At 63.5% G+C, this 21,586-nt stretch carries 18 protein-coding genes; 10 read left to right on the top strand and 8 right to left on the bottom strand.

Going from position 1 to position 21,586, the window contains the following annotated elements; all coding sequences use genetic code 11:
- Window positions 1-18: 18 nt before the first annotated feature.
- The gene (locus UB31_RS19875; protein ID WP_156175447.1) at window positions 19-1,380 is read left to right on the top strand and encodes an LLM class flavin-dependent oxidoreductase; all 1,362 of its coding nucleotides are present in this window, start codon (window positions 19-21) and stop codon (window positions 1,378-1,380) included.
- A gap of 31 nt (window positions 1,381-1,411) precedes the next feature.
- Entirely contained in the window at window positions 1,412-3,190 is a 1,779-nt protein-coding gene (locus UB31_RS19870; RefSeq protein ID WP_045012119.1) for an ABC transporter permease subunit, read from the top strand.
- 49 nt (window positions 3,191-3,239) lie between these two features.
- Here UB31_RS19870 and UB31_RS19865 read toward each other — a convergent pair whose 3' ends face one another.
- The 6 genes from UB31_RS19865 to UB31_RS19840 form a co-directional block, all read right to left on the bottom strand.
- Window positions 3,240-3,833 carry a helix-turn-helix transcriptional regulator gene (locus UB31_RS19865; protein WP_197090836.1) on the bottom strand — a complete coding sequence of 198 codons (594 nt, stop codon included), beginning with the start codon at window positions 3,831-3,833 and terminating at the stop codon, window positions 3,240-3,242.
- Window positions 3,834-4,030: 197 nt separating this feature from the next.
- On the bottom strand, window positions 4,031-5,035 hold the full coding sequence (locus UB31_RS19860; protein WP_197090835.1) for a GlxA family transcriptional regulator: 1,005 nt from the start codon (window positions 5,033-5,035) through the stop codon (window positions 4,031-4,033).
- A 146-nt stretch (window positions 5,036-5,181) separates the two neighbouring features.
- Window positions 5,182-5,523: a hypothetical protein gene (locus UB31_RS19855; RefSeq protein ID WP_245305466.1), complete on the bottom strand. Its 342-nt coding sequence runs from the start codon at window positions 5,521-5,523 to the stop codon at window positions 5,182-5,184.
- Window positions 5,524-5,611: 88 nt separating this feature from the next.
- Entirely contained in the window at window positions 5,612-5,872 is a 261-nt protein-coding gene (locus UB31_RS19850) for a hypothetical protein (protein ID WP_045003039.1), read from the bottom strand.
- A 250-nt stretch (window positions 5,873-6,122) separates the two neighbouring features.
- Window positions 6,123-7,604, bottom strand: coding sequence for an NCS1 family nucleobase:cation symporter-1 (locus UB31_RS19845; RefSeq protein WP_045012117.1), 1,482 nt, complete (start codon window positions 7,602-7,604; stop codon window positions 6,123-6,125).
- Window positions 7,605-7,976: 372 nt separating this feature from the next.
- The gene (locus UB31_RS19840; protein WP_156162940.1) at window positions 7,977-8,846 is read right to left on the bottom strand and encodes a TetR/AcrR family transcriptional regulator; all 870 of its coding nucleotides are present in this window, start codon (window positions 8,844-8,846) and stop codon (window positions 7,977-7,979) included.
- Between the two features lie 138 nt (window positions 8,847-8,984).
- Between UB31_RS19840 and UB31_RS19835 the strand changes: the two genes are divergently transcribed.
- From UB31_RS19835 to UB31_RS19815, 5 genes are all read left to right on the top strand, one after another.
- The gene (locus tag UB31_RS19835; protein ID WP_045012116.1) at window positions 8,985-9,944 is read left to right on the top strand and encodes an N-carbamoyl-D-amino-acid hydrolase; all 960 of its coding nucleotides are present in this window, start codon (window positions 8,985-8,987) and stop codon (window positions 9,942-9,944) included.
- 1,045 nt (window positions 9,945-10,989) lie between these two features.
- Window positions 10,990-11,544: a TetR/AcrR family transcriptional regulator gene (locus UB31_RS19830; protein WP_245306024.1), complete on the top strand. Its 555-nt coding sequence runs from the start codon at window positions 10,990-10,992 to the stop codon at window positions 11,542-11,544.
- Window positions 11,545-11,611: 67 nt separating this feature from the next.
- On the top strand, window positions 11,612-12,805 hold the full coding sequence (locus tag UB31_RS19825) for an MFS transporter (protein WP_045012114.1): 1,194 nt from the start codon (window positions 11,612-11,614) through the stop codon (window positions 12,803-12,805).
- 135 nt (window positions 12,806-12,940) lie between these two features.
- A complete protein-coding gene (locus UB31_RS19820; protein WP_045012113.1) occupies window positions 12,941-13,360 on the top strand; it encodes a hypothetical protein in 420 nt (139 codons plus the stop codon).
- A 138-nt stretch (window positions 13,361-13,498) separates the two neighbouring features.
- Window positions 13,499-13,708: a hypothetical protein gene (locus UB31_RS19815; protein ID WP_045012112.1), complete on the top strand. Its 210-nt coding sequence runs from the start codon at window positions 13,499-13,501 to the stop codon at window positions 13,706-13,708.
- Between the two features lie 34 nt (window positions 13,709-13,742).
- Here UB31_RS19815 and UB31_RS19810 read toward each other — a convergent pair whose 3' ends face one another.
- Window positions 13,743-16,136: a TonB-dependent receptor gene (locus UB31_RS19810; protein WP_045012111.1), complete on the bottom strand. Its 2,394-nt coding sequence runs from the start codon at window positions 16,134-16,136 to the stop codon at window positions 13,743-13,745.
- Window positions 16,137-16,512: 376 nt separating this feature from the next.
- The gene (locus tag UB31_RS19805; protein WP_045003031.1) at window positions 16,513-17,490 is read right to left on the bottom strand and encodes a LysR family transcriptional regulator; all 978 of its coding nucleotides are present in this window, start codon (window positions 17,488-17,490) and stop codon (window positions 16,513-16,515) included.
- Between the two features lie 120 nt (window positions 17,491-17,610).
- On the opposite strand from UB31_RS19805, the gene UB31_RS19800 reads away from it, so the two are divergent.
- The 3 genes from UB31_RS19800 to tkt are packed head-to-tail and all read left to right on the top strand — an operon-like array spanning window position 17,611 to window position 21,575.
- On the top strand, window positions 17,611-18,648 hold the full coding sequence (locus tag UB31_RS19800) for a class 1 fructose-bisphosphatase (protein ID WP_045003030.1): 1,038 nt from the start codon (window positions 17,611-17,613) through the stop codon (window positions 18,646-18,648).
- A 13-nt stretch (window positions 18,649-18,661) separates the two neighbouring features.
- Entirely contained in the window at window positions 18,662-19,537 is an 876-nt protein-coding gene (locus UB31_RS19795; protein WP_045003029.1) for a phosphoribulokinase, read from the top strand.
- 16 nt (window positions 19,538-19,553) lie between these two features.
- Entirely contained in the window at window positions 19,554-21,575 is a 2,022-nt protein-coding gene (gene tkt / locus UB31_RS19790; RefSeq protein ID WP_045003028.1) for a transketolase, read from the top strand.
- Window positions 21,576-21,586: the final 11 nt, after the last annotated feature.

The following is a 21,586-nucleotide window of genomic DNA, read 5'->3' as shown; positions in this document are numbered from 1 at the left end:
AGTCAACGAGGGTCGATCATGAGCAAGAAGAAACAGATGGCGATCGGGGCGTTGGTTCATGCCAACGGATCGCACGCGGCGTCCTGGTTGATGGATGAGGCGCGTCCTCATGCGTCCACCGACATCGACTACTACCGCGAGATGGCCCAGCTCGCCGAGCGCGGCAAGTTCGACTTCTTCTTCATCGCCGACACGCCGGCCGCGCGCACCGAGAACCTGAAGGCCTGGAGCCGCTCGCCGCTGTTCATGAACGTGCTGGAACCGCTGACGCTGCTCTCGGCGATCGCTGGGGCGACGAGCCGGATCGGTCTCGGCGCCACCGCCTCGACCAGCTTCTACGAGCCGTACAACATCGCCCGGCTGTTCTCCTCGCTGGATCACATCTCGCACGGCCGCGCGGCCTGGAACGTCGTGACTTCCGCGAACGACTATGCGGCGCGCAATTTCGGCCTCGACCGCCTGCCGCCGCATGCGGACCGCTATGCCAAGGCAAAAGAGTTCATCGATGTCGTCGAGGCGCTGTGGGACAGCTGGGAGGACGGCGCCTTTGTCTACGACAAGGCCACGTGCCAGAGCTTCATTCCGGAGAAACAGCATCTGGTCGATCACCAGGGCAAGTACTTCACCGTGCATGGAGTGCTCAACCTCGAGCGGCCGCCGCAGGGTCGCCCGGTCATCATCCAGGCCGGCGCTTCCGACACGGGCAGGGATTTCGCCGCCGAATATGCCGAGGTGGTGTTCGGCTCCAGCGGCAATCTCGACGGCGCAATCGCGTTCTATCGCGATCTGAAGGAGCGGATGGGCAAGTTCGGGCGCCATCCGGATGATCTGAAGATCGCCTCCGGCATCTCGGTCGTGATCGGCGAGAGCGAGCAGGAGGCGCGCGACAAGCTCGACCGCTGGCAGGAGCTCGTTCACCCCGATGTCGGCGTCTTGAGGCTCAGCCAGGACCTCGAAACCGATTTGTCGGATCTGCCGCTCGACGAGCCGGTGCCGGTGAGCCGGATTCCGGCAACCTCGAACCTTCATAAGGCCTATTTCGACGAGATCGCCGGCCTGATCCGGCAGGGCCTGACTCTGCGCGAGATCACGCGCCGCTTCAATCGCGCCAAGGCGACGTTCTGCGGCACGCCGACGCAAGTGGCCGATCACATGGAGTCCTGGATCGAGGCGGGGGCCTGCGACGGCTTCATGATCTCGTTCGTGGCGCTGCCGAGCACGATGCAGGACTTCGTCACCAAAGTGGTGCCGGAACTCCAGCGGCGCGGCGTGTTCCGCAACGACTATGAGGGCCGTACCCTGCGCGAGCACCTCGGCCTGTCGCGTCCCGAGAACCGACACGCCGTGGCTGCTGCTGCGCCGGTCGCCAAGCGCGCCTGAATTTGGAGCCGTGAGGGAGAGCGACCGACCGATGACCGATATCGCCTCCCTCGAGGGCGCTGCCCGACCTGCGCGGGCCAAGCTGAAGTTCGATCCGCTCTGGCTTGCAGCGCCCGCGATTGCCTTCCTGGCGGTGTTCCTGATCTGGCCGACGGCGCAGGTGTTGTCGCTGAGCGTCGTCGACAAGACGGGTGCGCTGAGCGCGGCGGCATTCCTGCGGATCTGGAACGGGCCGTATCTTACGGTGCTGTCGACCACCTTCTCCGTTGCGCTGTGGACGACGGTGCTGTGCCTGTTGCTCGGCTATCCCTTGGCGTATTGGCTGTCGTGCAAGCCGCCGCGTCAACAACGGATCGCGGCGCTGGTCGTGCTGCTGCCGTTCTGGACCAGCGCATTGATCAAAAACTTCTCGTGGCTGGTGCTGCTGGGCCGCAACGGTATCGTCGCCAAGACCATGCTCGCGCTTGGCCTGGCCGGCGGCGACAAACTCCTGTTCAGCCGCACGACCGTCATCTTCGCGATGACGCATACTTTGCTGCCGCTCGCCGTCGTCACCATGTTGCCGGTGATGAACCAGATCGATCGCCGTCTCCTGATGGCGGCATCGACGCTCGGCGCCAACGCCTCGCGCGCGTTCTGGCAGGTGTTCTTTCAACTTTCGATGCGCGGGGTCGCAGCCGCCGGGCTGCTGGTGCTGGTCGCCTCGCTTGGTTTCTTCATCACACCGGCGCTGATCGGCGGTCCCAGGGACTCGATGATCGGGCAGTTGATCATCCTGCAAATCAACGAGCTGCAAAACTGGCAGCTCGGGAGTGCGCTGGCGGCGATCCTGCTGATTTCGGCGGTCGCGACCTGCTTTGCCTACGACCGCATCTTCGGCCTGTCGTCGGTGACCGGCGGGGGAGCCAGGCCCTCCCGGCCGGACGGCCTGTTGCGGCGGGCTGGGCTCGGCATTGCTTTCGCGATCGGGCTGGTCTTTGGCCTCATCGAGGAAGGCTGGACGCGCCACGTTCGCGGCCTGCGCGGATCAATGTTCATGTCGGTCTACGCCTGGGCCATCCTCGGCGTGCTGCTGATCCCGATCATTGCCTTCGTGCCGATGGCGTTCACGGCATCGAATTTCCTGTCATTCCCACCGCCTGGATTCAGCATGCGCTGGTTCGAGGAATTCGCGACGTCGCCGCTGTGGGTTGCGGCGATGATGCGTTCATTCGGCATCGGTTTCGCGGCGGGGGCGATCACGCTGGTGGTCGCATCGATGGCCGCACTTGGCGTTGTCCACACCAAGGGACGGTTCGGCAGCCTGGCTTTCCTGCTGTGCCTGTCGCCGATGATGGTTCCCTCGATCGTGATCGCAATCTCGCTGTTCTATCTGTTCGCGAAGATGTCGTTGGTCGCGACCGACCTCGGCATCATCATCGGCCATGCCGTGATCGCGCTGCCGGTGGTCTTCATGGTGATGCTGGCAACCTTCAAGGGCTATGATTGGGGTCTCAATGCCGCGGCTTCGACGCTCGGGGCGGGGCGCTCGCGCATCCTCTGGCGGGTGACATTGCCGCTCGTCAGCGGCGGTCTCGCGGTCGGCTTTGTGACCGGCTTCCTTCAGTCTTTCGAGGAATTGACGGTGGCGATGTTCGTCGGTGGAGGCCTGAAGACCACGCTGCCAAAGCAGATGTGGGACAACATCCTGCTCCAGGTCAATCCGGTCATCGCTGCGGCGTCCGTCGTCGTGCTGATGGTCGTGATCCTGATGTTCATCGTTGTTGAAATGATACGGGCACTCGCGGCGAGCCGCCAACACGCCCAATAGAAACGCGGCGGACGTTGGTCCCACTGACGACTGGGCTGAACGGCCCCCGTTAAGCTCCGCAATCGCCGCGGACGGACCGCAGCGCCGCAATGAGACCCACCAGCTCCGCCTGACCACGCACGCCGGTCTTGGCGAAGACGCGGCGCAGATGCGTCTTGACCGTATTCGGTGAAACCTTGAGCCGGACCCCGATGTCGGACACGGAACGGCCGAGCGAGGCCTGCAGCGCCACCTGGGCCTCCGCCATCGTCAGCTGGTAGGCGTCCATGATCCAAACCGGCGGGAGTGTCGACGGTCGGGCCGGGTCGAGCATGAAGATGATCGCCGCGCTGTCGCGATGCCCAAGGCCGCTCAAGCCGTCGTATTCGCGGCCGTGTGCCGGCGTCACCAGAATGGTGATGAGGCGCCCGTCGTTCGGATGTGGAATGGCCATGGTGCCGCCGGCCGCGCCGAGCAGGGCGGAGCGGGTCATGCGATCGAATTGTCGTGCCGAGGACGGCCAGGAGCTCGAAAGCGTTCGGCCGCGCAGGGCCAGCGCTCCGTCATTCGCCATGGCGCGGAAGGCTTTGTTGGCAAACTGAACGTGGAGCTTGCGATCGAGCAGGGCTACGCCGGCAGAGAGATGGTCCAGAACGGCGGGCACTGCGTGATGGTCCGCGTCCGGAAAAAGTTCCACAAGTCCGTTGGTGCGCATCCGATGTGCGCTCCTTTCGACAACGCCGCGTGCGGCGGACGATGTCGCGATTAAACAACGAAACGCGTGCGCCGACTATTCCGCCACGTGTGCAGTCCTGGCCAAAGATGGTGTAAATCCGGCCAAAGTTTACACGCATAAGTTGTTCAGGCGGATTTGCCAGCGACGTCGTTCTTCTGAAACTGCGCCCGATACCATTGCGGTGTCACGCCGAGCTGACGCACGAACGCGCGCCGCAGGCTGTGCACCGTGCCGAAGCCGCATCGTTTTGCGACAGTCTGGGCGGGAAGGTCGGTATCCTCGATTTGACGCCGGGCCTCGTCGAGGCGGATCCTCTCGACATATTCGCGCGGTGTCTCGCGCAGTTCATCGACGAACATCCGGCGAAAGTTCCGCTCGCTCATCCCGACATGGGCTGCAAAAGCCTTGGCGCTGAGGTCTTCGGAGAGATGGGCGAGCGCCCATTCCTGCGCCTTGCGGATCGCGGGAACCGATGAGAACTGCGCCTGAAGGTGCGTCGAGAATTGCGACTGCCCACCGGGGCGCTTCAGGAACACCACCAGGCTGCGGGCCACACGCAGTGCGAATGTCCGCCCGTGATCTTCCTCGATCAGCGCGAGCGCAAGATCGATTCCGGCCGTGATGCCGGCCGACGTATAGGTCTGGCCATCGCGCACGAAGATGCTGTCGATCTCGAGCGTCGTCGCCGGAAAACTTTGTGCGAAAGACGGCGCAAGAGCCCAGTGCGTCGTCGCGCGCTTGCCGTCGAGAAGACCTGACGCCGCCAGCGGAAACGCGCCGGTGCAGATCGAGCCATGCCGTCGCGCGCGAGGCGCTGCTTCGCGCAGCCAGCCGGTCAGCGCCGGGTCGCGCAAGGCTGCGACGTGACCATATCCGCCCGCGACCAGCAGGGTGTCGATCGGGCCTTCGAGATCCCTGAGCGCGTAATTCGGAACGATGCAGAACCCGAGCGACGTCCTGATCGGATCGATCGTGACGGCAGCGACCGAAAGGCGATACAGGCCGCGACCAGCAAGCGCATTCGCCATGGCGAAGGCTTCCATCGGGCCGCAGACATCCATCGCCATGATGTCCGGATAGACGAGAACGACGACATGGCGTTCAGGGCTGACTGATCCGGACATGCTCATGGATTGGGTCAATCCCTGGGATTTGCGACCGCTGTTGTTCCCTGAGATGTGGACCCGCGCGATGAACGTTCAAGATGTGGCGGGATTGTGCACAAAAGACGGGCGCTCGGTGGGCGGCGAAGAAACCCGTCGAGCGGCCCGCTGTCTTATTTCCGCAGCAATTCTCCCAACGCGGCCGTCGCTTCGGCGCAGCGGATGTCGTCGATCTCTCGCGACAGGCTGAGCGCATTCGATTTCAGCTCGTCGATCTTCCAGCTTGCGGGATGCTGATTTTCGAGCTGGCTGAGACGCTTGTTCAGGTCGTCCAGTCTGGATTGAAGCTGTCCGATGCTGGCGGCTCCATTCACTTTCCAAACGCGTTGTGCACGCATCGTCGTTCCCCTGCTTGTCTCACGGCGTTGTGAGCGGGGTTCGTGGCCGCAATGGGCGTTTCTTTTGTCCGGCTTCAGACCGTGGGGAACCGTTGCAGATTGGCAACGCGAATCCATGGGCGCTCGACATCGCAGTCGATCGAGCTACCGCCCCATCGCCACCTGCCAGCACGTCGCGCTGCAGGTCGGGCGGACACCATTCGCATCAGGCGGCGCGTTGCCACGCGGCCGATTGTTTCTCAAGGCGGCTTTCGAGGATCGTGATGCTCACCTGGATATTGTCGCGCCGAGCCCTCAGGTTCAGAGCGAGCATCGGGTAGGCCAGGTTCTTTGGGTCGGAGATCCCAGCCCGCCGCTCTTCCTCCAAAATGTCAGCATCGAGCATTTGCGTGCGCCAGCGCAGATCGGAAATCAGTGCGTGGAGCTGTGTCGGGATAGTCGCTTCGAAACGGGACGTCGGCTGCATGTGATCGCCTCACAATGAGACAGACCCACTGCGGGTCTGAGGGATTGATCCTCATGCAGCAAGGAGAATGCCAGCGCGCCGGTCAGTCGCTGTAGGATCTGAGGATGCACCGGCGACGTCTGGCCGTGGATCTGAAAGCGAGGATGGAACTGGTCTGGGAATTGTCGATTCCCAGATCAACCGGCCCTTGCCCAGGCGGCCTTGCCAGCCGAACCGGCTGGTGCCGGCTCGGCCGTCAGGATCCTGATTATCATTCGCCCGCGGGGAGAGCGGCAATGACGCTGCGCTCCTGTTTCGAGAGCGCGCTGTAAACGATCGCGCCGACGCTGGCGCCGATCAACCAGCCCCAGTCGCCGACGTTGAACATCAGCCCATAGGCGCCAGCAAGCGACAGCCCCATCGATAGCGTGCCGGATACGGCGAGCGCAATCAGCGCCTTGTGGTTCCAGCCGCCATCGTAGTGGAATTCGCCGCTCGGCGACATTGTGTAGAGGTCCTCCAGCACGACGATCTGCCGCTTCACGAGGTAGTAGTCGGCGATCATGATGCCGAACATCGGCCCGAGCGCGGAGCCGAAGATGCTGACGAACAGCGTGATGGCCGACGGGCTTGCCACGAACAGCCACGGACATACCAGCACCGACAGGATCGAGGTGATGAGGCCCCCGAGCTTGAAATTGATGCGCTGTGGATTGAGGTTGGAGATGTCGTAAGCCGGCGAAACGAAGTTGGCGACGATGTTGATGCCCATCGTCGCGACGATGAAGGTGATCGATCCGACGATGACGACGAACGGATTGCCGATCTTCTCCACGATCAGTACGGGATCCATGATCGCCTCCCCGAACACCTTCAGCGTACCGGCCGTCACGATCACCGTGATGATCGAGAAGACCAGGAAGTTGACGGGCAGCCCGAGGAGATTGCCCATCTTCATGGCCTGCTCATCTTTGCCGAACCGGGCGAAGTCACCGAAATTGAGCAGGAGGGCCGAGAAGTAGGCCACGATCAGCATCGCGGCATTCGCCATCACCCCGATCGTCGCGGCGTTGGAGGCAGCCGGCGGGCTGAGCTGCAAGGACAGGCTCGCGAAACCGGCTTGCCACAACATCCAGATCGCCAGCGCGAACATGACGACGTACACCACCGGCCCGCAAAAATCGATGAAGCGGCGGATGCGCTCCATGCCGCTCAGGAAGATGAGAAGCTGGAACAGCCACATGAAGAGGAAGCTGAACCACGCGAGCGTGGATAGGCCCACGATGCTGTTGTGGGTGAGATCGGCGGCCGACGGCACCAGGGTGACGATCAGGACCTGCACGGCCTTGGAGGCGAAGTAGGTTTGCACGCCGTACCAGACAATGCCGACGACGCCCCGCACCATGGCGGCAAGATTGGCGCCCATCACCCCGAATGAGATGCGGGCAACGACCGGAAACGGAATGCCGTAGCGCAGCGACGGGCGTCCGATCAGGTTCATCAGGAAGTAGACCGCCGTGATGCCGACCAACATGGAGATCAGCACCTGCCAGCCGGTCAGGCCGAGGAAGAACAGGCTCGCAGCGAACGTGTAACCGCCGACGGAGTGGACGTCCGACATCCACATTGCAAACAGGCTGAACACGCCCCAGGTGCGTCCTTCGGGGGCGGTCGGCGCGAGGTCGTGGTTGTAGAGTTTGGGGTGAGCACCGGTGATGACCAGGGTTGGAACTTCGCCGCTCTTGGATGACATAGGCTCTCCCTCAACTGCTGGCCGCTGGTGCGATGGCCCAGAGGCGATTGTTCCGTTGTCGAGGAGCCCGCCGCTTCGGCAGCGGTCCTCGTGTCGATGCCTGCACTGCGAGGCAATTGGGTCCCAGCAAACATCGTACCAAATTATAACGATCGATAAAATTATTTTACAAAGGTGATTTCGGGCTGGAGCAACCGGCGTTTCGCCGGCGGACGTCGCGCAACGACACGCGTCGGAACGTTGGTTCGTTTGGTGGATCAAGCGAGAGGCGCGCCGTCGTGTCGAGCCGTCACAGGCGAGCGCGAAGAAAGCGCGACAAAACAAAAAGGTAAGCGCTTTGCGTGCAAGGCCGAGGCGGACGCCTCGGAGCGGTCACCCGGCTTTGCGAGGACGGCTCGATTTACCCGGCGGCCGTCCGTCGCCTTCGAGGCCGAGCCCTCCGAGAACGAGCTGGACGATTGTCGCCTTGGCGGCGTCGTAGTCGATCTGTTCGAGCTGGCGCTTCTGCTTCATGATGGTCATCTGGCTCGAAAAATCGGCATAAGCCTGGGTCATTGCCCAGATACAGAAGAACAGGTCGGCCGCGCTGATCGGCCGGACGGCTCCGCCCGCAACCCATTGGTCGACGGTTTTCACCTTCTCGAGAAGCAACGGGGTTGAGACTTTTTCGATGAAGCTGCCGACATATTGAGCGCCACTGATGATTTCGTTGGCGTAGATCCGCGACAAATGCGGGTGATCTCGCGAGAAATCGACCTTCTTGTGGATGTATTGGGTGAGGATCGTCTTGATGTCGGTCGCGGTATCGAGGCTGTCGATATCTCGGGCCCACATGTTCATCGCCCGCTCCAGGATCGCGCGATACAAGTCCTCCTTGTCCTCGAAGTAGTAATAAATATGGGGCTTCGCGATTGAAGCCTTCTTGGCGATCAGCGCAGTCGTTGCGCCGCGGAAGCCGAAGTGCCCAAAAACGAACTCGGCAGCATCAAGGATCTTTCCTTCGATATCCGGCCCTGGCGGCGGCTTGCGCCGGCCCTTTGGCGCGAGGCGGATACGAAAGAGCTTGAGCTTGTCGGCTGACGTGGCGGGCATAACGCCTTCCTGGAAAGCACCGTCATTCCGCTCGAGATGGCTGAACGGGGTACGCAGGCGCGGTTGCGTGGGTGGTTCCAGGCGCAAATTGCCCCGCCCGTCCCGGTTTATCAAGTGGAGAGACTGGCGACTGCCCGACGGGGAGAGCACGGTGTAATACGCCGCGAGAATGCGAAGTCGTAGGTATGCACATCCGGTTCAGCGCCTGAGCGGCCTGTGCGCGTGGCGTGGCGCGCGCTAAGCTTGGTTGGCTCAATGCAATCCACGAACCAAACGAAGGAACGACGCGTGGCGAGATTTGTGACGATCGCAGCCGGCCAGCTTGGCCCGATTGCCAGGACTGAGACGAGGGCCGAGGTCGTGGCGCGGCTGATGGCGTTGATGCGCCAGGCCAAGGGCTGCGGCTGCGACCTGATCGTCTACCCCGAGCTCGCGCTGACCACGTTCTTTCCGCGCTGGTATTTTGAGGATCAGTCCGAGATCGACAGTTTCTTCGAGCGCGAGATGCCGGGGGCGGAGACGCAGGCCCTGTTCGACCTCGCCCGCGAGATCGGCATCGGATTTTACCTGGGTTATGCCGAGCTGACGATGGAGGCGGGCATCGTCCATCGCTACAACACGTCCATCCTCGTCGACAAGAGCGGCGCGATCGTCGCTAAATACCGCAAGGTCCACTTGCCCGGTCACGCCGAGCACGAGCCATGGCGCAAGTTTCAGCATCTGGAAAAGCGCTACTTTGAGCCCGGCGCCGGCTTCGGTGTGGTCGATGCCTTCGGCGGCGTGATGGGGATGGCGATCTGCAATGACCGCCGCTGGAGCGAGACCTATCGAGTGATGGGGCTCCAGGGCGTCGAATTGGTGATGATCGGCTACAACACGCCGGTGCACAATCCGCCTGCGCCCGAGCACGACGACCTCTCGCTGTTCCACAACCACCTGGTCATGCAGGCCGGCGCCTATCAGAACGGCACCTTCGTGGTCGGCGTCGCCAAGGCAGGCGTTGAGGAGGGCGTGGACCATATCGGCGGTAGCTGCACCATCGCGCCCTCCGGTGAAATCGTGGCGAGATGCACGACCAAGGGCGACGAAATCGCGCTGGCGCGCTGTGATCTCGATCTCTGCAATTCCTACAAGCGCACTACTTTCAACTTCGACGTCCATCGCCAGCCCCGCGCCTACGGGCTGATCGTCGAGCGGAAGGGGCGATCGACCATGGCGGATGGAACGCCGGTCCCGCCGAAGGCGTGACCCTCTCGTAGCCCGGATGGAGCGAAGCGTAATCCGGGGCCGTTGTTTCCGAACGCGGCCTTTCCCGGATTGCGCTGCGCTCCATCCGGGCTACGAGACCCTCGCGGGGGGCTGTTTCGATCGTCTGTCAATCCGTCATCGCAGAAATATTCCACTTCACCGAAATTCGGAATTGCGGCATAAGTCGAAACAGCCCGGCCTACGGTAGAGGGGCGGTTCGCGAGTCGTTCGAAACGCGGGCCGGGTTGCGGTGGACGCGGCAGCGTCGTGTACGAGAGGTGCGGGCAGGGCGGATTGCTCTCCGTGAGCCCGAGGCATCGTGCGGACGAGCGGCGCTGTGTGCGTACGGCAAAACCGTGTGGTCCTGGCCGTCGTTGCTACGGTCAAGCTTTCGCGGAGGTGGAAGCCGGCTCAACCGGGCAGGCTTTCGCAGGTCTTCGCGAAGCAAGGGAGGCCAGAACGAACTCGGCTCCCGGGAGAGCACGGCATAAGCCGTCAACCCACTGCGCAGGGAAGGCCGTGTGTTCGGCTTCACCTGTATGCTGCTGTGCAGTTTTTCTGCGTGTGCTTTCGCACAGCGGACCGTGGGTGCCAGCCGGCACCCGGCCTTCCCTGCGACCTCTTGGATAAGAGGGTGGAGAGATCAAGCAAAGCTCGGGCGAAATGCGTCGCGAGAACGCGAAGGCGTGTCTGTAAGTGAGGTGCGAGTTGGGGATGACGACGTTGAAGTCACGAGCGCAATTCCGACACCGTCACCCTGAGGTGCGCGCCCTACGGCGCATTAGCGCCGCAGGGCAAGCCTCGAAGGGCGACGGCCGGGCTGCATCCCGGCCGTGCATCCTTCGAGGCTCCCGATGGGGGCGCTTCGCGCCCCATCACTCGCACCTCAGGATGACGGGTACGGCAATGGCATGCAGGCAGCCACCCAATCACAATCAAATGTCTTGATTAGGAAACATTCATTTCCTATTATTCCGCAATGCAAAAAGCCGCGCGCCAATCCCTGCCTGCTGCCCATCCACCCGGCCGTCCCCGGGAATTCGACATGGACACGGCCCTGGACGGGGCGGTGCGGGTGTTTTGCGAGCGCGGCTATCATGCGACATCGATCGGAGATTTGACCGCGGCGATGCGGCTTGCCACCGGCAGCGTCTACAAGGCGTTTCGCGACAAGCATGCCGTGTTCGTCGCTGCCTTCGAGCGCTATGCCGCGGTGCGCCGGGAGCAGACCCGCAGCGCGGCTGCGCGCGGTGCAAACGGCCGTGAGCAGCTGCGCAACGTGCTGCTGTCCTATGTCGAGCACTCCCAGGGCACCGAGGGGCGCCGCGGCTGCATCGTGGTCGGCAGCGCGGTCGAGCTGTCGGCGGTCGATCCGGTGATCCGCGCGCGTGTCACGGCACAACTCAAGACCAACGAGGCTTTCATGGCCGGCCTCATTCGTGAGGGGCAGGCCGATGGCTCGATTCCCGGCCATGTCGAGGCCGACGACACGGCGCGGCTGATGATCTGCATGACGCAGGGCCTGCGCGTCGTCGGCAAGGCGCGACTGCCGCTCGACGGCGAGCGCCTGGTCAGCGTCGCGATGAAGCTGCTTGCCTGAACATTTGTCAAATTAGGAAATGATCATTTCCTATATCTGGAGACTTTGAAGTGTCGGAGAGTTTGGAATGACGATGAATGCCACCATCGACGCTGCGCCCGAGCCGGATGCGGTGTCGCAACGACTGACTTTCCTGCTTGCGGCGGCCTGTGGCATGATCGCCGCCAACATCTATTATGCCCAGCCGCTGATCGCGCCGATCAGCGCCGCGCTTGGCCTGTCGCATGCAGCGGCAGGGCTGATCGTCACCATGACGCAGATCGGCTATGGCACGGGGTTGCTTTTTATCGTGCCGCTCGGCGATCTCGTCGAAAACCGCACGCTGATCTGCACTGTCATCACGCTCGGTGCGGCGGCCTTGCTCGCCGCCGCGTTTGCGACCCATGCGCTGCCGTTCCTGATCGCCGCGCTGTTCATCGGGCTCGGCTCGGTGGCGGTGCAGGTCATCATTCCCTATGCGGCGCATCTCGCGCCCGAGGCCATTCGCGGCCGCGTCGTCGGCAACGTCTCGACCGGCTTGATGCTCGGCATCATGCTGGCGCGGCCGGTGTCGAGCTTTGTCACCGCCGCCCTGTCGTGGCACGCGGTGTTCTTCTGCTCCGCCGCGCTGATGATCGTGCTCGCGACCGTGCTCTGGATGACGCTGCCGAAGCGCAAGCCGGTTGCGCGCATGCATTATGGCGCATTGCTGATGTCGATGCCGCATCTGGAGCGCACCACGCCGCTGCTGCGGCGCCGTGCGCTCTATCAGGCGGGCCTGTTTGGCGCCTTCACCTTGTTCTGGACGGTGGTCCCGCTTCAGCTCGCGAGTGAATTCGGCTTCACCCAGCGTGGCATCGCGCTGTTTGCGCTCGCCGGCGTCGCCGGCGTGGCATCGGCGCCCATCGCAGGACGGCTTGCCGATAGCGGCCATAGCCGGATCGCCACGATCGTCGCGATGATACTCGTGGCCGTGGGCTTCCTGGTGACGCATATCGGCGCGGCCGGCTCGGTGCTCAATCTCGCCTGCCTCGTCGTGGCCGCGATCGCCATCGATTTCGGCGTGCAGGGCAATGTCGTGCTGGGCTTCCGCGCCATTTTCGTGCTCGGGCATGAGCATCGCAGCCGTCTCAATGGCCTCTACATGGCGACGTTCTTCGCCGCGGGCGCTGCCGGCTCGGCGCTTGGCGCCTGGGCCTTCGCGCAAGGCGGCTGGACGCTGGCCTCGGGGATCGGCCTGGCACTGCCCGTCGCGGCCTTGCTCTATGCTGCCACCGAGTAACGGCAGCGCAGTCCGATTGTGCGCTGCGGCCGTTTACCAAGCGCCCGACCGCGCGATTTCCGCCTCGCGATTTCGGTGCGGCTGTAGTACTTTGGTCGCAATCGGGCCTGGAGAACAGGCGGCAGGGGGAGGCTCATGAGGCGTGCGGGGCTGTTTGGCGTACCGCGGGTACGGCCATGGTCGTGGCAGGCGTTTCTGCTCGGCTTTGTAATCGTGGCGGCGTCGGCCGTAGTTCAGGGCGTCTGCGTCGCGCTCGGCGCAAAGCTCTACTTCGCGGCGTTCTTGCCCAGCATCTTCGTGGTCGGACTTGTCGCAGGCGCGCCCGCGGCTGCGTTCGCCGTAGCACTCATCATTCCGCTGGTGTGGTGGGCATTCATGCCGCCCTTCTTCGAGTTCAGCCCGTTGACCAGCGACTATACAGATTCCATCAACCTGTTCTTCCTGCTTGCCGTGCTCCTGATCGGCCTCGCCGATCTCTGCCGCGCGACGATGGTGATCGTCAGCCGTGGCGGGCTAAAACCTTCGGGCGAAAGCGCGGCAACGAATCCGCAATAATTGGCCGCGCGCCGCCGGCCGTGCGTTGCGCTCGCGCAACAGTCCGGCAACCATTCGCGCGCTTAGCGTGCGCCGCTAACTTTTCGAAAAAGATTTGGCCGCAAATTCCCTCGCAGGAAGGACGAGGGAGTTTTCGACATGAACGGCCAAATTAACGGTCACGCCATCTTTGAGAACGTGCGCCGCTATCGCGGAATCGCGTCGCTTTATCGCCAGACCGCAGCATTTCGGCCGGGTCAGAGCTGGTCACTGCTCGAACAGGCGAAGGATTGGGAAGAGCGGGCGCTGGCCGAGCTGGAAAGCTACTTCGCCAGCCGGGCGGATTACACCGCCCGGCTCGCTGCCTGATCGTTAACCATCAGCATGACCCCAGGCGCCACTATCAGAACCTGTAGCTCGCCTGGACCCTCACGGTGCGGCCTTGGCCGGGCGAGATGTTGTTGTTGCCGTCGGCGGATGCCCAATATCCCTTGTTGAAGATGTTCTCGACGGTCAGCTGCGCGCGCCAGTTGGCATCGATCGTGGCATAAACGCCGGCATCGAAGCGCACGAAACTCGGCAGCCTCACCGTATCGTCCGATGACGCGAAGGAATCGCCGAAATAGATGATGCCGAGCGCCGCTGCCCACATCGGCGTGAACTGGTACTTGTTCCACCATGCGAACTGATTGTACGGCACCAATTGCACGCGGTTACCGGGCACAACAGTTGCCGACGTTGCACTGGTGATCTTCGCATCCGTATAGGCATAGCCGAGCGAGGATTGCCATTGGTCGGTGACGTAGCCGACGAGGCTCGCCTCAAACCCGCGCGTCAGCGTGCTGCCGGACGGGAAGAAGAAGCCGGGATTGTTGCCGTCCGCGATCGGCTGGTTGGTGCGGTTCAGATTATAGATCGCGGTCGAGAACAGCAGCTTCGGGTTGATGTTCCACTTCATCCCGACCTCAGTGTTCTCAAATTTCTGCGGCTGTAGGATCAGTGTGCCGTCGGTCAGCGCCGAGAACTGGTCGCCGGAGGCGGGCAAATAGGAGATGCTGTAGGCGGTGTAGACCGACATGCTCTCGATCGGCTTGATGATCAGCGCCGCCTGTGGCGACACCAGATTGTCGGTGCGGTTGCGGTTGATGTTGGTGTTCATGTCCAGCGCCGACATCTCGAAGCGGTCGAACCGCGCGCCGGCGATGACCTGGATCACGCGCGAGAATTCGATCGTGTCGCGCAAATAGCCGGACTCGATGTTCAATCCGTACTTGCTGTTGGAGTCAGGAGTGGTGACGCCGTCGGTATTCGTGCCCGTGAAGTGGTGCACGAAAGTCACCGGCCCGAAATAGGTCGGCGCGAACGGGTTCTGGACGATAGTGTTGGTACCGTTCGGGAAGACGCCGGTGTTGCGGATATCGACGCCGGTCTGACGGCCGAACTCGGTGCCGAAGCCCACGCTGTGTGCGATCGGACCGGTCCAGCCCTTGTAGGTGAAGTCGGTCTGGTTGAAGACATTGTCGCGGTTGGTGGTGTGCTGATAGGCGCCGAGATTGACCGCGGTATCGGCCGGATTGACCGCGCCCGCCAGTGTACCGTTCACGGGATAGACGTTCTGGTAGAATTTCTGGTAGTCGGCCGCGATCGTGCCGTTGCGCACCGTCAACCCGTTCTGGAAGTCGTGCTCGATGATCGCCATGCCGATCTGCACGGTTGCCTGGGCGGTGTTGAGGTTCGGGCTGCCGAAAAAGGTCTGGAAATTTCCGTTCGGTGCAAACGGTGTCGTTGGATTGAACCGCGTGACGCCGCCGGGAAGGCTCTGTGAGGGATTGCCGCGATCGGCGGTGCGGCCGTCGTGGTAATATTCGTAGGAGAGCTTGACCTTGGTGAAGTCGTCCGGCTTCAGCGTGACGGTCGGGTTGATGCCGTAGCGTTCGAGATGGTTGAAGTCGCGGAACGCATCGCTGCCCTGGTAGAACACGTTCAGCCGCGCCGCCACGTTCTCGTTGATGGCCTGGCCGGCGTCGAGCGTGACGCGGCGGTCGCCCCACGATCCCGTCTGCGCGGTCGCCTCGTAGATGCGGGTGCCGTCGGCCTCCTTGAGCGTGCGGTTGAGTAGGCCGCCGCCGGCGCCGCGGCCGAAGGTCAGCGCGCTCGGGCCCTTCAGCACCTCGATGCTCTGCGCATTGTACATGTCGCGAAAATACTGGACGTCGTCGCGAAAGCCGTTGACGAAGAAGTTCGCGCTGGAATCGACGCCGCGGATGACGAGCTCGTCGCGATTGCCTTCTCCCTGGTGGACGGCGACGCTGGGCACGTAGCGCGTCACATCAGTCAGGCCCTGGTAGTTCTGGTCACGGATCTGCTGCTGGGTGATGACGTTCAGCGATTGCGGGATGTTGACGATCGCCGTGTTGCTCTTGGTGGCAACCGCGGTGCTGTTGGCGAAATAGCCGACCGTGCCGGTGCGGGCATCCTGCGATTGCGCGAATGGCTTTGGCTCGGCAGCCGTCTCCGGCCGTCGCGCCGTCTGCGTCCGGCGCGTCCGCACACCGCCCGCCCGGCGCGAGGCCGAAGGCGAATTGGCGCGTCGCTGCGCGTCCGGTGCCGTGACGGTGACGGGGGGAAGCGCCACGCCCTGTCCCGGCGCGGATTGCGCGAACGCCAGCGAGCTGGCGAGGAACGCGCCTGAGGTCATTAGTGCGGCCAGCAGGCGGCCAGCGATCCCCGGAACTCTGCGATTGGAAATATGGCCTGCGGAAGACAATAGCTCTCCGTTGGCTGCGATGCGGTTCATCGCGCCCTCCCTTACTCTTCAAACTCGCCCGAATTCCCCAATGAGCGGCCGGATGCGGGGCAAGGCGCATCCGTGCACGCGAAGTCACTGCGTGCATGAACACGGAGGACGCCTGGCAATTCCGGGAAATCAGATTTGAATCGTTCGAAACATTTCGAGGTTCGGTGATCACGGGTCGGAGGCACGACCTGGGACGACTACGGAGTTACCCCGGTGCCCGCGTGTGCTAGCAACTCTCCCGTGCAGATCTCCATGACGACCGGGGGCGACCGATGACCATTTTCAACCGCGTCTTCACGACGGGGCGCCTGCTTCAGATCATCGTCATTCTGGCGGCGACGGTCGCGATGAAGCTGATGGGGTGAACTTCGGCGGCCTACTGGCCGACGAGTTCGGGCAATTCGGGCAGATAATTCGACCCCTCGGAGCCCAGGAAATCGAACATCGCCTGCGCCGGCGGCAGCAGCACCTTGTCGCTGCGGCGGATCACGTACCATTGCCGGACGATCGGCAGGCCGGCGACGTCGAGCACGATGAGCCGGCCCTCGGCAAGCTCATGCGCCACCGTGTGCGCCGAGATGAAGGCGATGCCGAGCCCGGCGATCACAGCCTGCTTGATGGTCTCGTTGCTGCTCATTTCCATGCCGATGATCGGCTCGAGATCCGACTTCTGGAACATGCCTTCCATCAGCGTGCGCGTGCCTGATCCGGGCTCGCGGGTGAGAAAGGTCTCGTGCACGAGATCGGTCAGGCTGAGGCCGGAATCCTTCTCCAGCCAGTGTCCCTTGCGCGCGATGATGATGTGCGGATTGCGTCCGAGCTGACGGACATCGACGCTGACGTCGGCCGGTGGCCGACCCATCACCGCAAAATCGAGATCGTAGCCGTGCATGGCCTCGCGGATCTCCTCGCGGTTGCCGACGGTCAGCCTGATCTCGATCTTCGGAAAGTGCTTGGAGAACGCCGCGATCGCATGCGGCACGAAATATTTTGCAGTCGAGACCGCGCCGAGATGCACGGTGCCGGCGGTCTTCCCTGCGAGCAGATCAAGCGCGCCCTGGCAGTCGGCGATCGCAGCCTCGACGCGCTCGGCGAGCGCCAGCACCTTCTGTCCCGCCTCCGTCAGCAGCATGCCGTCACCGGTCCGCTGTACCAGTGGCAGGCCGGCGAGATCCTGAAGCTGCCGGAGCTGCTGCGTTACGGCCGGTTGCGTCAGCCCAAGCTGGGTCGAGGCCGCCGTGACACTGCCCTTGGCCGAGAGCGCCGCAAGCGAGCGCAACTGCCGGATCGTCAGATGCCGGAGCTGGGTCGCCGCATGGCCGGGGCCATTATAAGAAAAATCTTTGATAGCCATTATGAATAGAAATTTTCCTTATTAAGCCGGCCCTGTCAATCTCATCGTGCTGGGACCGACCGCGACCTGCCTCCGCCGGGGAGGGAACTGGATGCGGCGCCCGCAAGGGGATGGACGCAGATGACCGGGCAACTCAGGCTGGACGACCACCTTCAACGGTATTCCGAGACGGCGCCGCACGCGCTGGCTGTGGCGGCCGCAGTCGATGCCATCGCCGCAGCCGCGATCGAGATCGCCGACCTCATCGGCACCGGGGACCTCGCGGACGCTTCGGGCCTGACCACGGGCCGCAACAGCGACGGCGATCTCCAGCGCGATCTCGATGTCCGGGCGGATGCGATTCTCCGCCGCTGCCTCAGCAAGCTGCCGATCGCGGCGCTGGCGTCCGAAGAGATGCGCGAGCCGCAGATCGGCGACCGCACGGCCAAGATCTGCGTCGCGATCGATCCGCTCGACGGCTCCTCGAATATCGACATCAACATGACTGTCGGCACGATCTTCTCGATCCTGCCGGCGCCGGATGATCTCACGCTCGCCTTCCACCAGCGCGGCTCCGCGCAGCTTGCCGCGGGCTTCGTCACCTACGGTCCGCAGACCTCGTTGGCGCTGACGCTCGGCGACGGCGTCGACATCTTCACGCTTGATCGTAAGGCAGGCTGCTTCCGTCTCGCGCGCAGCGGCGTGCAGATCTCCGAGGCCTGCGACGAGTTCGCGATCAATGCGTCGAACCGCCGGCATTGGGATCCACCGGTGCGCGCCTTCGTCGACGAGTGCCTCGCCGGCGTCGATGGGCCCGCCAATCATAATTTCAACATGCGCTGGATCGGTTCGCTGGTCGCGGAGGCCTATCGCATCCTCACCCGTGGCGGCGTGTTCCTCTATCCCTCAGACGCGCGGCCCGGCTATGGCGATGGCCGCCTGCGCCTCACTTACGAAGCGCACCCGATGGCGATGATCGTCGAGCAGGCCGGCGGCTCCGCCTCGACCGGGCGCGAGCGCATCCTCGACCTCTCGGCGGAAAGCCTGCATCAGCGTGTGCCGCTGGTCATGGGATCGAGCAACGAGGTGCGGCGCCTCGCGGAACTGCACTGCGATCCACTGCTCGTTGCCAGTGTCTCTGCGCCGCTGTTCGCGCGGCGCGGCTTCTTCCGGTTGTGATGGGAGGCGACGCATGTCCAGGAAGCATCCGATCATCTCGATCACCGGCTCCTCCGGCGCCGGCACCACTTCGGTCAAGAAAACCTTCGAGCAGATTTTCTTCCGCGAGAAGGTCAACGCCGTCTACATCGAGGGCGACGCCTTCCATCGCTACGACCGTGCCGAGATGCGCGCGCAGATGGCCAAGGAGGCCGAGCGCGGCAACAAGCATTTCAGCCATTTCAGCCCGGAGACCAATCTGTTCGAGGAGCTGGAGCGCGCCTTCCGCGACTATGGCGAGACCGGCACGGCGACGACGCGGCACTACGTGCACGATGCAGAAGAGTCCGCGCTGCACGGCGCGGCCCCCGGCACCTTCACCGAATGGGAGCGGCTGCCGGAGAATTCGGATCTGCTGTTCTACGAGGGCCTGCACGGCGCCGTCGTCACCGACAAGGTCAACGTCGCGCGTTATGCCGACCTCAAGATCGGCGTCGTGCCCGTCATTAATCTCGAATGGATCCAAAAGCTGCACCGCGACCGCAGTGCACGTGGTTATTCGACCGAGGCCGTCACCGACACTATTTTGCGGCGGATGCCCGACTACATCCACTACATCTGCCCGCAATTCACAGACACCGACATCAACTTCCAGCGCGTGCCGACGGTGGACACGTCCAATCCGTTCATCGCGCGATGGATCCCGACGCCGGATGAATCAATGGTGGTGATCCGCTTCAAGAATCCGCGCGGCATCGACTTTCCGTATCTGCTGTCAATGCTGCCGCACAGCTTCATGTCGCGCGCCAATTCGATCGTGTGTCCCGGCGCGAAGCTGGACTTGGCGATGCAGCTGATCCTGACGCCGCTGATCATGCAGCTCATCGAGCGCAAGCGAAACCTGAAGTGAACAAGGGGAGGATCCGATGAACATCTCCGTCCACGCCGACGCCGACCTCACGGCGGTCTCGCACTACGACCTCGCCAATGCCGCCCGCTTCCTCGCGGTCGACGCTATCGAGACCTCACAGTCCGGCCATCCCGGCCTCCCCATGGGCATGGCCGATGTCGCGACCGTGCTGTTCTCGCGCTTCCTGAAGTTCGACTCGGCTCATCCCAATTGGCCGGACCGCGACCGCTTTGTGCTGTCGGCCGGTCACGGCTCGATGCTGCTCTATGCGCTGCTCCATCTCACCGGCGGCGATGTCAGCCTTGACGATATCAAGGCGTTCCGGCAGTGGGGCTCGAAGACGCCGGGACATCCCGAATATGGCCACACGCCGGGCGTAGAGACCACGACGGGGCCGCTGGGGCAGGGGATCGCGACTGCCGTCGGCATGGCGCTCGCCGAGCGTATGGCCAATGCGCGGCACGGCGACGGTCTGGTCGATCACTTCACCTATGTGATCGCCGGCGATGGTTGCCTGATGGAAGGCATCAGCCAGGAGGCGATTTCGCTCGCCGGTCATCTCCAGCTCGGTCGCCTGATCGTACTATTCGACGACAACGGCATCTCCATCGATGGGCCGACGTCGCTTGCGACATCGGATGACCAGCTCGCACGTTTCGCCGCCTCCGGCTGGTCGGTGCGCCGTGTCGACGGACATGATCCCGAGGCGATCGCGCAGGCGATTGCGGAAGAACGCGAGACGACAAAGCCGTCGCTGATCGCCTGCCGCACCATCATCGGCTACGGCGCACCGGACCGTCAGGGCACCGAGCAGGCGCATGGTGCTCCGCTCGGCGCCGAGCAGACGGCCGCAGCGCGCCGAACGCTCGGCTGGGACTATCAGCCGTTCGTCGTGCCGATCCCGATCCTGAAATCGTGGCGGATGATCGGACAGCGTGGGCAGGTGGAGCGTCTCGCCTGGCTCGATCGCTACGAATGCGCGACGCCCGAGCAGCGCGACCTCTTCGTCGAGGGCAAGGCCGTTGCCTTGCCGGCCGCCTATGCGCTGGCCGCGGCGAAACTGCGCGAGCGTTTTGCCACCGAGCGTCCGAAGCTCGCGACGCGGCAAGCCTCGCAACAGGTGCTCGATGGTATCGCCGGGTCAATTCCCGGCTTGGTCGGCGGCTCCGCGGACCTGACGCATTCGAATCTCACACACGCCAAAGCCCAGACCGCCGTCACGCGTGACGGATTCGCCGGCGATTACATCCATTACGGCATCCGCGAGCACGGCATGGCTGCTGCGATGAACGGTCTCGCGCTGCACGGCGACTTCATTCCCTATGGCGGCACCTTCCTCGCCTTCTCCGACTACAGCCGGCCGGCGATCCGTCTTGCGGCCTTGATGCGGCTGCGCGTCATCCACGTCATGACCCACGACTCCATCGGGCTCGGCGAGGATGGTCCGACGCATCAGCCGGTCGAGCATCTCGCCGCGCTGCGCGTCATTCCGAACCTCCTGGTGTTTCGTCCTGCAGACGCCGTGGAAACGCTGGAAGCCTGGGACTGTGCGCTCGAGTCCGAGCATCGTCCGTCGGTCCTGTGCCTGTCGCGCCAGGCGCTGCCGACCTTCCGCAGCGATGCCCGCGGCAGGAACCGCGTCGCGCGGGGTGCCTATCTCGTCGTCTCGCCGGATGGCAGCCGCGACGTGACGCTGGTGGCGACCGGCTCGGAAGTCTCGATCGCACTGGAAGCAGCCCGCTTGCTCGCGACCGAGCACATCCGTGCGGCCGTCGTCTCCGCTCCGTGCTTTGCGCTGTTCGAGGAGCAGTCCGAGGATTACCGCGCCACTGTGCTGGGCAACGCGCCGCGCGTCGGCATCGAGGCGGCGGTGCTTGGCGACTGGCCGCGCTGGATCGGCACCGACGGGGAATTCGTCGGCATGCGCGGCTTCGGCGCCTCGGCGCCGGCACCCGTGCTCTACCGCGAATTCGGCATCACGCCGCCGAGTATTGCTGAAGCGGCCCGGCGGGCGATCGCCCGCGCAGGCAAGCGATAACAGGAGGATCT

This window comes from Bradyrhizobium sp. LTSP849 (assembly GCF_000938255.1).
Taxonomy (GTDB): domain Bacteria; phylum Pseudomonadota; class Alphaproteobacteria; order Rhizobiales; family Xanthobacteraceae; genus Bradyrhizobium.
This window is presented reverse-complemented; position numbering and strand designations above follow the sequence as displayed.